The sequence below is a fragment of the Roseococcus pinisoli genome (assembly GCF_018413645.1).
In the GTDB taxonomy this organism is placed as follows: domain Bacteria; phylum Pseudomonadota; class Alphaproteobacteria; order Acetobacterales; family Acetobacteraceae; genus Roseococcus; species Roseococcus pinisoli.
On record NZ_JAHCDA010000003.1, the window covers coordinates 248658 to 260121 of the forward strand.

Genomic DNA, 11464 nt, shown 5'->3' on the forward strand with positions numbered 1-11464 from the left:
GGGTCACGGTCCGGCGGGTAGGCGCGCCTTACTCGGCGATCTCGACCCAGCGCAGATAGGGGCGGTCGGCCTTCCAGCCCTGCGGGAAGCGCTTCGCGGCGTCCTCGTCGGAGAGCGAGGGCACGATGATCGCGCGGCCGCCCTTCTCCCAGTTCACCGGCGTCGCGACCTTGTGCTTGTCGGTCAGCTGCAGGCTGTCGATGACGCGCAGCACCTCCACGAAGTTGCGCCCCGTGCTGGGCGGATAGGTCAGGGTGAGGCGCACCTTCCGCGACGGGTCGAGCACATAGACCGTCCGCACGGTGATCGAGGGATCGGCCTCCGGGTGGATCATGCCGTAGAGCTGTGACACGTGCCGCGACGGATCGGCGATCATCGGGAAGTTGAGGGCGTAGCCCTGCGTGTCCTTGATGTCCTCGGCCCAGGCGTCATGGCGGTCCACCGGATCCACGCTCAGGCCGATGACCTTCACGCCGCGCTGGTCGAATTCGGGCTTGAGGCGGGCGGCCTCGCCCAGCTCCGTGGTGCAGACCGGGGTGAAGTCCCTCGGATGCGAGAAGATCACCACCCAGGAATCCTTGGCCCAGTCGCTGAAGCGGATGGGGCCGGAGGTCGTCTCGGCCTCGAAGTCGGGCGCGATCTGGCCGAGCGTGAGGGGAATGCCGGTCTGAAGGGTCACGGAGGGTCCTCGTTTCAGTGGAAAATGTACAGGACGGCCAGGAAAGCGAAGGCGGCCAGGGTCATCAGCGAGACGTCGCGGGCCGGGAGCCAGATTTCCTCGGGGAGCTCGGGCGCCTCATTGGCCAGCGGCCATTCCTCGTTCACCCAGGCGACGGGCTCGCGGGCGGTTTCCTCAAGCGCCCGCATGCTGGACCTCCCCGAGGCCCGGGGCCCGGCGTTCGGCCAGCACGCCCACCACATTGCCGATCACGACGAGCGCAGGCGTAGGCAGGGCGGCGCGGCGGGCATCGAGGGTGCAGGTGCCGAGCGTGGTCCGCAGTCCCGTTTCGCCGGGCAGGGTGGCGCAGGCCACGATGGCGACCGGCGTCGTGGGCGGCAGGCCGCCGGCCAGAAGCCGCAGCGCCACCTCGTCGAGCCGCGAGAGCGCCATGAAGGCGGTAATGGTGCCGCCCGTCCGTGCCAGGGCTTCCCAATCCAGCGCCGGCAGGGCGCCTGTCTCGTCATGGGCGGTGACGAAGGTCACGGCCGAGGCCGTGCCGCGATGGGTGAGGGGGATGGCAGCGGCCGCCGGCGCGGCGAGGCCCGCAGAGATCCCGGGGACCACGCGCCAGGGGATGCCGGCGGCCTCGCAGGCCAGCGCTTCCTCGCCGCCGCGGCCGAAGATGAAGGGGTCGCCGCCCTTCAGCCGCACCACGCGCTTGCCGGCCAGGGCCCCCGCCACCAGCCGGGCGTTGATCCTGGCCTGCGGAACCGGGGCCGCGCCCTTCCGCTTGCCGACCGCGACGACCTCCGCGCCGCTGCGGATGTGCTGCAGCACCGCCCGCCCGGGCAGAGCGTCGTGCAGGACGAGATCGGCCTGCTCCAGCGCCCGCACCGCCTTGACGGTCAGCAGTTCCGGATCGCCGGGGCCGGCGCCGATCAGCCAGACCTCGCCAGGCGGAAAATTACGCCCCGCCAGGGTGGAGGTAAATTGAACGTTCATAATCCGGCGATTTCCGAAAATGACACTTGATGAGACGCTATATTCGTGATTTCACGATGTCTAGAGGGATCGTGAGGATTGGCGATGAAGCCCAGCGGCGCCGAGATCATCAAGTCCGAGAGCGCCGGCCTGCGCGGGCCGATCGCCGCGGAAATTTCGTCGGAAGCCGCGCGCGGCGGCCTGTCCGAGGCTGCTTATACGCTGCTGAAATTCCACGGAACCTACGAGCAGTTCGACCGTGATACCGCCACCGAGCGCAAGCAGGCCGGCCAGGACAAGGAATGGTCCTTCATGGTCCGCGTCCGGGCGCCGGGCGGCCGCCTGACGGCGGCCCAATGGGGGGCGTTGGACGCCCTTGCCGACCGGTTTGCCGATGGAACCTTGCGGATCACTTCCCGTCAGGGCGTCCAGTTCCACGGAATTTTACGGGATAATCTCAAGCCCAGCATCGCCGCCGTGGATGCGGCCCTGCTGACGACGCTGGCCGCCTGCGGTGACGTGGTGCGCAACGTGGTCACGACCCCCGCGCCCCGCCGCGACGCGATCCATGCGCGGCTGGAGGCCGAGGCCTTCCGCCTCTCCTCGGCCCTGCTGCCGCGGACCCGTGCGCATCACGAGATCTTCCTGGACGAGGAGCCGGTCGGCCCCGCCGAGGCCGAGCCCCTTTATGGCCCGACCTACCTGCCGCGGAAGTTCAAGATCGGCCTGGCGCACCCCTCCGACAACACGCCGGACGTGCTGGCCAACGACCTCGGCTTCGTCATGCAGACGGATGAGACGGGGGCGATCACGGGCTGGATCGTGACCATCGGCGGCGGCATGGGCATGACCCACAACAAGCCTGCCACCTATCCGCGCATCGCCGATGCCGTCGCGCTCATTGGCCCTGACGAGGTGCTGGAGGTGGCCGAGGCCGTCGTCCGCCTCTCGCGCGACCATGGCGACCGCTCCGACCGCAAGCATGCCCGCCTGAAATACGTCCTGGCCGAACGCGGCGTGGAATGGGCGCGGGAGCGCCTCTCCGCCGATCTCGGCCGGCCGCTCCAACCGGCGCCGCCGCTGCCGCGCTTCGAGATCCCCGACCATCTCGGCTGGCACGAGCAGGGCGACGGCCGCTGGTGGTACGGCCTGCATGTCCCGGCCGGCCGCGTGGCCGATCATGGGGAGATCCGCCTGCGCACGGCGCTGCGCGAAGCGGCCGCGGTGCTGGGCGTGAACCCCATCGCGACCTCCCATCAGGACGTGCTGCTCACCGATATCCGGCCCGAGGATCGCGCAGCGCTGGAGGCGCTGCTGCGCTTCCACAACGTGCCGCTGCCCGAGGCCTTCACCCCCGTCGCCCGCGACATGCTGGCCTGCGTCGCGCTGCCGACCTGCGGCCAGTCGCTGGCCGAGGGCGAGCGTGTGCGCCAGCCGATCCTCGAGCAGGTGGAGACGGAGCTGTCCCGTGTCGGCCTGCTGGGGGAGCGCATCAGCCTCCGCCTCACGGGTTGCCCCAATGGCTGCGCGCGGCCCTACCAGGGGGATATCGGCGTCGTGGGCAAGTCGCCGGGCATGTACGTGGTCTTCGTCGGCGGCGATTTCGCCGGCACGCGGCTCAACTTCCCGATCGCCGACAAGGTGCCGCTGAACCGCGTGGGCGCGACCCTGGCGCCGCTGCTGGACGCCTGGGCCGCCGGGCGCGACCCGACGGAAGGCTTCGGTGATTTCTGCGCGCGGCTCGGTGCCGATGCCTGCCGTGCCGCGCTGGTCCCGGCGATCGCCGCCGAATAGGCCGCCTCAGAAGCGGTACCGCACCGAGGCGCCGACGACGAAGGGATTGATGTCGGCGCGGGCGCGGATGAAGCCGCTGTTCACGCTGACATCGGGCTGCATGAGGATCCACTTGGCGTCGAGATTGACCAGCCAGTTGGGCGTGATCTCGTAGTCCACGCCGATATTGGGCGCGATGCCGGCGGTCGGATCGATGCGCACCCGGTTCACCGGCGGCGTGAGCCGGCCGCCCTCGCCATAGAACCAGGTCACGTTCACGCCGAGGCCGAGATAGGGGCTGAAGCGCGCGCGCGGCAGTGGGTGGTACTGCAGGGTGAGCGTCGGCGGCAGGGCCCAGACGTCGCCGAGCCGGACATTCCCCAGCGCCGAGCCCCGCACGCTCACGTCGTGCTGCGTGCTGGCCGCGATCAGGTTCAGCGAAAGGCTCGGCGTGAAGAAATAGGTTACGTCGAGCTGCGGGCTGGCGCTGTTGCTGGCGGTCGGCGTGCCGCCGATGCGGTTCACATGGCCGCCATTCGTCGGCAGGACGCCGATGGCCCCCAGGCCGACCACGATATCGCCCGCCTGCTTGCCGCGCGGCGCCTCCTGCGCCGAGGCTCCCGCCGCACCGAGCAGCAGCATCGCCGCCGCCGCATATCCCACGATCCGCATGGTCCTGAACCTTCAGATGCCGCAGCACGTCGCTGCGGCATCAGGTCTAGGAACCGGCGGGACATCCCGCCTTGAGGTGGATCAAGCGGTCCGGGGTTTTCAGTCCGCGCGGATGTTGGCGCGGTCCACCACGGTCTTCCAGCGGTCGATCTCGGCTTCCTGAAAGCGGCGGAACTCGGCGGCGGTGCTGGCCACCACGTCGAAGCCCACCTGGTTCAGGCGCTGCACGCTCTCCGGATGGCGCAGGGCCTCGATGCAGCCGGCCTCGAGCTTGGCCATGATCGGCGCCGGAATGCCGGTGGGCGCCATGACCGCCTGCCAGGAGGTGACGACGAAATCGTCGAGACCCACCTCGGCCGCCGTCGGCACGTCGGGGATGGTCGGGTTGCGGCGCTCGCTGGTCACCATCACCGGCCGGATCCGCCCGGCCTGGATATGCGCGGCCACGCCGCTCAGGTTCTGGAAGGTGAGCTGCGTGTCGCCGGCGATCAGCGAGGTGGCCGCCGCGGCACCGCCCTGATAGGGCACATGCGTCGCCTCCACGCCCGCGCGCAGCTTGAACAGCTCCATCGTCATATGCTCGGAGGAGCCGACGCCCGAGGAGGCGTAGGAGGCCGTGTTGCCGTTGGCGCGCAGCCAGGCCAGCGCCTCGGCATAGGTCGTCGCCGGCACCTTGGACGGGTTGACGATCAGCACGTTGGGCGTGGTGACGGCGAGGCTCACCGTCGCGAAGTCGCGCAGCGGGTTGTAGGGCAGGCTCGGCCGCAGGGCGGCGTTGATGGCGAACACGCCGATCGAGCCGGTCATCAGCGTGTAGCCATCGGGGGCGGCGCGGGCCAGGACCTGGCCGGCGACGGTGCCGTTGGCGCCCGGGCGGTTCTCGACGACGACGGACTGGCCGAGGATGCCGCCGAGCTTCGCCGCGATGACGCGCGCCGTGATGTCCGAGGGGCCGCCCGCCACGAAGGGAACCAGCATGGTGATCGGGCGCTGCGGCCAGTTCGCCTGCGCATGGGCGGCGAGCGGCAGCAAGGCCGGGGTGGCGAGCAGCGAGCGGCGGTTCAACATGGAGGTTTCCTCTGGGGGATTTGGGCTCACATTGCCCAAAGCCCTGGTCTTGTCCAGGCGGGTCCTAGCGGCTCAAATCCGGCGCGAATCGGGAGAGCCACGCGCCATGTCCATCGACCTCGAGATTGCCCGCGCGGCGACCCTCGCACCCATTGCCCAGATCGCGGAGAAGGCGGGAATTCCCGTCGATGCGCTGGAGCCCTACGGCAAGTACAAGGCCAAGATCGGCCTGGATTTCGTGCAGCAGATCCGTCACGACCGGCCGATCGGCAAGCTGGTGCTGGTCACCGGCATCAACCCGACCCCGGCCGGCGAGGGCAAGACGACCACCACGGTCGGCCTCGGTGATGCGCTGAACCTCATCGGCAAGAAGGCCATGATCTGCCTGCGCGAGCCCTCGCTGGGGCCCTGCTTCGGCGTGAAGGGCGGGGCCGCGGGCGGCGGGCACGCCCAGGTGGTGCCGATGGAGGACATCAACCTCCACTTCACCGGCGATTTCCACGCCATCACGGCCGCGAACAACCTGCTGGCCGCGATGATCGACAACCACATCTACTGGGGCAATTCCCTCGGCATCGATGCGCGGCGCATCACCTGGCGCCGGGCGATCGACATGAACGACCGCGCGCTGCGCGGCATCGTGGGGTCGATGGGCGGCGTTGCGAACGGCTTCCCGCGCGAGGACGGCTTCGACATCGTCGTGGCTTCCGAGGTGATGGCGGCCTTCTGCCTGGCCTATGACCTTGCGGACCTGCAGACGCGGCTGGGCCGCATCATCGTGGCCAGCACGCGCGACGGAAAGCCGGTGACGGCGGCCGATCTCAAGGCCGACGGCGCCATGGCCGTGCTGCTGAAGGACGCGTTGGCGCCGAACCTGGTGCAGACGCTGGCCGGCTCGCCCGCGCTGGTCCATGGCGGGCCCTTCGCCAATATCGCCCATGGCTGCAACAGCGTGATGGCGACGACGCTGGGCCTGCATCTGAGCGACGTGGTCGTGACCGAGGCCGGCTTCGGCGCCGACCTGGGCGCCGAGAAGTTCCTGGACATCAAGTGCCGGCTCGCCGGCCTGGCACCCGACGCCTGCGTGATCGTGGCCACGATCCGCGCGCTGAAGATGCATGGCGGCGTGGCCAAGGCCGATCTGGGCCGCGAGGATGTGGGCGCGGTGCGGCGGGGCATCGCCAATCTCGCGCGGCATGTGGGCAACATCCGCAAGTTCGGCCTGCCGCCCATCGTGGCGCTGAACCGCTTCACCGCGGATACGGAGGCCGAGATCGCCGCCGTCCAGCAGGCGATGGCCGCGCTGGGGACCGAGGCGATCCTCTGCACCCATTGGTCGGACGGTGCGCAGGGCACGGTGGCGCTGGCCCATGCCGTCATGCAGCGCCTCGATGCGGGCGAGGCGAATTTCCAGCCGCTCTACCCCGATGCCATGCCGCTCGCGGATAAGATCCGCGCCATCGCGCAGGGCATCTACCGCGCCGCCGACGTCGCGCTTCCCGACGCCGTCGCCGCCAAGCTGGCGCGCTTCGAGGCGCAGGGCTTCGGCCATGTGCCGGTCTGCATCGCCAAGACGCAGTACAGCTTCAGCGCCGACCCGACCGCGCTGGGTGCGCCGGAGGGGCATGTCCTGCCGATCCGCGACGTACGGCTTTCCGCCGGGGCGGGCTTCGTGGTGGCGATCTGCGGCGACGTGATGACGATGCCCGGCCTGCCGCGCGTGCCGGCCGCCGAGACGATCCGCCTGGATGCGGAAGGGCGGATCGAAGGCCTCTTCTGACGCCTCGCCGGGCCGCGGGACGGCGTTGCGCCGCCCCGCCTTCCGGTCTCAGACGTCCAGGATCTTCTCCACGGCGGCGGCGATGGCCAGAAGGCGCGCATCGCCCATTTCCTCGCCCATCAGCATCAGGCCCGCCGGCGCCTCGCCCGGAAGGTGGCAGGGCAGGCTGATCGCGCAGCGGTCCAGCGCATTCGCGATGGCGGTGTTCCGCAGCAGCAGCAGGTTGATGCGGTTGTACTCGCTCTCCTCCGCCACGGCGGCGATCGGCGGTGGCGCCAGCGGGACGGTCGGGCAGATCACGGCATCGAAGGGCGTCGTGGCCGCGGTCGCGGCGGCAATCACCTCGGCGCGGCCCTTCGCGGCGGCCAGGTAGTCGGCCGCGGTCATGGCGCTGCCGCGCATGATGCGCTTCAGGATGAGCGGGTCGTAGCGGGTGCCGTCGCTTTCGATCAGCTCCTGGTGCCAGGCATAGGCCTCGGAGGCGGTGAGGCCGCCCTTGGCGTTGATCTGCGCGAGCCGTCCGAGCGCAGGGATCTCGAGATCGATCAGCTTGGCGCCGGCCTTCTCCAGCAGCGCGAGCGCGCGGGCATAGGGGCGCGCGACTTCGCCCTCCATCCCCTCTTCCACGACATTGTGCAGCACGCCGAAGCGCAGGCCGGAGAGATCGATCTCGCGCAGGCCGGGCGCCGCTTCCGCGCCCGAGATGAAGGCGTCCAGCACGTGGCAGCAGCCGACCGAGCGCGCCAGCGGCCCCACGGAATCGAGCGAGGGGGAGAGCGGCAGCACGCCCTGGATCGGCACGCGCCGGGCCGTCGGCTTGAAGCCGACGACGCCGTTCAGCGCGGCCGGAATCCGGCAGGAGCCGCCGGTATCGGTGCCGAGGCCGCCGAAGCCCATGCCATCGGCGGCCGCGACGCCCGCGCCGGAGGAGGAGCCGCCGGGCAGGCGGCCTGTCTCGCGGTCCCAGGCGGATTTCGGCGTGCCGTAATGGGGGTTCACGCCCAGGCCGGAGAAGGCGAACTCCGTCATGTTCGTCCGCCCGACGACGACGAAGCCCTGCCGCTCCAGCCGGGCGACGACGGGGGCCGTCGCTGTGGCGGGGGCGGCACCGTCGCGCGCGATGGAGCCCGCGCGGGTGACGTGGCCTGCCTCGTCGAAGAGGTCCTTCACCGTGATGGGAATGCCGGCGAAGCGGCTGGGCGCGCGGCCCACCAGGCGAAGCTGGTCCATGGCCAGCGCCGAGTCGCGGGCCGCCTTGGCGTGGATCTCGGTGAAGACCCTCGGCCCTTCGCCCTCGCTCATCAAAGCGAGTGTATCCTCGACCAGCGCGGCCGCCGTGACGCTCCCGTTCTCCAGGGCGTCGGCGGCTTCGGCAATGGTGGGGAAGGCGTGTCGAGGCATGGGGGGCATCCTGCGCGGGCTGAACCGCGACTATGGAAGGACGGACGCCGCCGTCAAACCCCGTTGATCATCCGCAGGGCGAGGGAATGGGCTGCAGCTCGCCGAGCCGGCCGTCCACGACGAATTCGCCGAAATCCATCTTCAGCTCGTCGGCCACGCCGTTCTCGAAGTAGCGCATGCTGACCTCGTAGTCGGGCGTGCCGGCGCCGTCGTTCTGGCCGGTCCCGCCGCGGCCGAAGAAGGCCACGCGCATGCGCGCGCTGTTGAGCGTCGCCAGCAGGGGGAAGGCCGGGTTGGGCTGCGGCGCGGCCCATCCGCCGGTGATCACCGTCGTCGTGTCCTGCGCGCCGTCGGCGCTGGTGCCGTCGAAGAGCGGGGCGGAGATGAGCCGCTGGCCGGCCCGCGCGGCGGCGAGGGCGCGCAGCGTATGGATCGTCGGCAGGACGGTGCCGGCCGGCAGGTCCTCCTGCGTATTGGCGGGCTCGGAATAGACGGCGCGGCCGCCCTGCGGGGTCAGCGTCGCCTCGCCGGCGACGCGGGAGGTCACCGCGCCCTCCGTCGTCTGGGTCAGCGAGAAGCGGAGCGAGGAGCCGTCCTTCGCCTCGAGCGTGGAATAGTCCGAGCTCGTCTCGATCCGGTTGCCGTCCCGGTCCGAGAGGACGAGGGTGAAGCGCTGGCGGGACGCCCAGGCGTCGCAGGCATCCACTACCTCGAAGAGCATGACCCCCTCGGCCTGCACGACGGAGGCGTTGTCGCGCACGCTGTCCAGGGTCAGCCGATAGGCCGCCCGGTGGGCGAGCAGTCTCTCGGTGCCGGGCTCGCTCCCAGCCAGGGCGGGAGCGAGGAGCGTGGCGGAGAGCAGCGCCGCCAGGGCGGTTCGGATCATCATGGGGCGGAGACTAGACGAGAACCGGGCCGCTGTAATCGTTCTCGTCGTAACCCCATGGCAAGCCAGCGGCCCGTGTCCCGGATGGCGGTCAGCCCGAGAGTTTCATCAGCCCATCCACCGCTACGCAGCCATTCTCGCGGCAGACGAGGGGGTTGATCTCGGCTTCCTCCAGCCGCTCGCCCAGGGCCGCGACGAAGCCCGAGAAGCGCGCGACGGCGGCGGCCACCGCCTCGATATCCACCTTGGCGCTGCCCCGGAAACCATCCAGCAGCGGGAAGGCCTTGAGAGACTTCAGCATCGCCAGCGCCCCTTCCGGCGAGACGGGCGCCACGTCCAGCGTCACGTCCTTCCAGAGTTCTGCCTGCACGCCGCCGAGGCCGACAAGGACCATGGTGCCGAATTGCGGATCGCGCCGCGCGCCAAGGATCAGCTCGACGCCACGGGCCTCCATGCGCTGGACCAGCACGCCGTCGATGCGGGCCTTGGGGGCATGCGTCCGCGCGCCTTCCATGATGCGCGCGAAGGCGGCGGTGACCGCGGCCGCGTCGCCGAGGTTGAGCTGCACGCCGCCGACCTCGGTCTTATGGGCGATGTCGGGGCTGTCCACCTTCAGCACGACGGGGAAGCCGAGCGCCGTCGCGGCGGCCACGGCCTCCTCGGCCGTCGTCGCGCGGCGCTCGTCGACGACGGGGAGGCCCGCCGCGGCGAAAGCGGACTTGGCGGCGGCCTCCATCAGCGTGCTCTCGCCGGCGGGGATGGCCCGGGCGGCGGCTTCCGCGATGGCGTCGATCGCGCCCGGGGCGGGCCGCTCGCCATGGTGGTCGAACCACAGGCGCAGCGTGTTCATCATCCGCCGCGTGCTGCGGAAGAGCGAGAGATGGCTGGAAGCGTCGGCCGCCTCGGGCCCCGCGCCTTCCAGGCTCTCGGGAATCCAGCTGATGCAGATGGGCTTGCCCGAATTGGCCGACATCGGGTTGAGCGTCTTCATGCGCTGCGGCGTCGCGGCCGGGGCCGGGTTGTGATAGACGACGGGGAAGACGATGGCCGCGTATTGCTCGTCGGCGAGCATCGCGTCCATGCACTCCTCGAAGGATTTCGGGTTGGTGGCCACCTGCGCCGTGAGGTCGCAGGGGTTGCGCGGGCTGCCGAAGTCCGGAATGGCGGCGCGCAGCACCTTTTCGGTCGCGGGCGCGGGCTGCGGCAGGTCGAGGCCCGCAAATTCCGCATGGTCGGCGGACATGATGCCGGCGCCGCCCGAAGGCGTGACGATGCCCACGCCGCGCCCCTTGGTCTTCGGCGGGCCGGATTTGGCGAAGAAGCCCGCGGCCTCGAGCATGGCGTCGAAATCCTCGACCTCCAGCATGCCGGCGCGCTTGAAGCCGGCGGTCCAGGCCGCCGTGCTGCCGGCGAGCGAACCGGTATGGGACATGGCGGCCTGGGCGCCGATCTCGCCGCGGCCGAGCTTCAGCACGACGATGGCCTTGCCGAGATCCCGCGCCAGGTCACCGAGGGCGAAGAGGCGGCGCGCATCGCGCAGGCCCTCGACCACGAGGGCCACGCTGCGGCATTCGGGAATGGTGAGCTGGAAGGCCGCGAGGTCGCAGACGTCGAGGTCGGTGGCATTGCCGGCCGTGGCCATGTGGCACATGGCGAAGCCGCGCTCGGCCGCCTGCATGAGCGCATAGCCCAGCGCGCCCGACTGGCTGACGACGCCGACGCCGCCGACGGGCGCGGTCATCTTCACGTAGTCCGGCATGAAGGTGGCGCCGACGCTCTGGCGGTGGTCGACATAGCCGAGGCAATTGGCGCCGAGCAGCGGGAAGCCGAGCGCCCGGGCGCGGTCGCGCAGCACCTGTTCCTCGACCGCGCGCTCGGGCAGGTCGGTCTCGCCGTAGCCGGAGGCGTAGATGGCTGCGCCGCCGCCGCCCTTGCCGGCCAGCGCCTCGACCGCGGCCATGACGCCGGGGCGGGGAAGGGCGATGACGGCGGAATCGGGCACGCCGGGCAGGTCATCGATGGAGGCGTAGCAGGGCCGCCCGTGCAGCTCCTGTCCCGCATACTTGGGATTCACGCACCAGACCGGCCCGTCGAAGTTCTTCATGTTCTGGACGGTGCGGGCCCCGAATCCCGTGGGCTCGGCGGAGACGCCCACCACGGCGAAGCTGCGCGGCGCCAGCAGGCGCTTGAGGCTGTTGGGATCGCGTAGCGGTTCGACGGCGGGCATTTAGTTTCCTCTCCC

At 70.6% G+C, this 11464-nt stretch carries 10 protein-coding genes; 2 read left to right on the forward strand and 8 right to left on the reverse strand.

Annotated features, from left to right (window positions below):
* Nucleotides 1-28: 28 nt before the first annotated feature.
* From KHU32_RS16180 to cobA, 3 genes are read right to left on the reverse strand one after another with little or no spacing between them, the layout of a single operon-like run.
* Nucleotides 29-661 carry a peroxiredoxin gene (locus tag KHU32_RS16180; protein ID WP_213671570.1) on the reverse strand — a complete coding sequence of 211 codons (633 nt, stop codon included), beginning with the start codon at nucleotides 659-661 and terminating at the stop codon, nucleotides 29-31.
* A 32-nt stretch (nucleotides 662-693) separates the two neighbouring features.
* Nucleotides 694-867 (reverse strand): hypothetical protein, encoded by a 174-nt coding sequence (locus KHU32_RS16185; protein ID WP_213671193.1) that lies wholly within the window; start codon nucleotides 865-867, stop codon nucleotides 694-696.
* Nucleotides 854-1663: a uroporphyrinogen-III C-methyltransferase gene (cobA, locus tag KHU32_RS16190; RefSeq protein ID WP_213671194.1), complete on the reverse strand. Its 810-nt coding sequence runs from the start codon at nucleotides 1661-1663 to the stop codon at nucleotides 854-856. Before cobA ends, KHU32_RS16185 begins: the two co-directional genes overlap by 14 nt.
* 84 nt (nucleotides 1664-1747) lie before the next feature.
* Here cobA and KHU32_RS16195 point away from each other — a divergent pair, with 84 nt between their 5' ends.
* Nucleotides 1748-3436, forward strand: a complete 1689-nt coding sequence (locus tag KHU32_RS16195; RefSeq protein WP_213671195.1) for an NADPH-dependent assimilatory sulfite reductase hemoprotein subunit — start codon at nucleotides 1748-1750, stop codon at nucleotides 3434-3436.
* A 6-nt stretch (nucleotides 3437-3442) separates the two neighbouring features.
* Here the strand turns inward: KHU32_RS16195 and KHU32_RS16200 are convergent, their stop codons facing one another.
* Together KHU32_RS16200 and KHU32_RS16205 are read right to left on the reverse strand one after the other, a co-directional pair.
* Entirely contained in the window at nucleotides 3443-4087 is a 645-nt protein-coding gene (locus KHU32_RS16200) for an OmpW/AlkL family protein (RefSeq protein ID WP_213671196.1), read from the reverse strand.
* 99 nt (nucleotides 4088-4186) lie between these two features.
* On the reverse strand, nucleotides 4187-5155 hold the full coding sequence (locus KHU32_RS16205) for a Bug family tripartite tricarboxylate transporter substrate binding protein (protein ID WP_213671197.1): 969 nt from the start codon (nucleotides 5153-5155) through the stop codon (nucleotides 4187-4189).
* Nucleotides 5156-5261: 106 nt separating this feature from the next.
* Between KHU32_RS16205 and KHU32_RS16210 the strand changes: the two genes are divergently transcribed.
* Nucleotides 5262-6935, forward strand: a complete 1674-nt coding sequence (locus KHU32_RS16210) for a formate--tetrahydrofolate ligase (RefSeq protein ID WP_213671198.1) — start codon at nucleotides 5262-5264, stop codon at nucleotides 6933-6935.
* A 48-nt stretch (nucleotides 6936-6983) separates the two neighbouring features.
* Here the strand turns inward: KHU32_RS16210 and KHU32_RS16215 are convergent, their stop codons facing one another.
* The 3 genes from KHU32_RS16215 to KHU32_RS16225 all read right to left on the reverse strand — a co-directional run bounded on the left by KHU32_RS16215 (nucleotide 6984) and on the right by KHU32_RS16225 (nucleotide 11449).
* Nucleotides 6984-8336: an amidase gene (locus tag KHU32_RS16215; RefSeq protein ID WP_213671199.1), complete on the reverse strand. Its 1353-nt coding sequence runs from the start codon at nucleotides 8334-8336 to the stop codon at nucleotides 6984-6986.
* 67 nt (nucleotides 8337-8403) lie between these two features.
* The gene (locus KHU32_RS16220; RefSeq protein ID WP_213671200.1) at nucleotides 8404-9225 is read right to left on the reverse strand and encodes an EipB family protein; all 822 of its coding nucleotides are present in this window, start codon (nucleotides 9223-9225) and stop codon (nucleotides 8404-8406) included.
* An 88-nt stretch (nucleotides 9226-9313) separates the two neighbouring features.
* A complete protein-coding gene (locus KHU32_RS16225) occupies nucleotides 9314-11449 on the reverse strand; it encodes an acetate--CoA ligase family protein (RefSeq protein ID WP_213671201.1) in 2136 nt (711 codons plus the stop codon).
* Nucleotides 11450-11464: the final 15 nt, after the last annotated feature.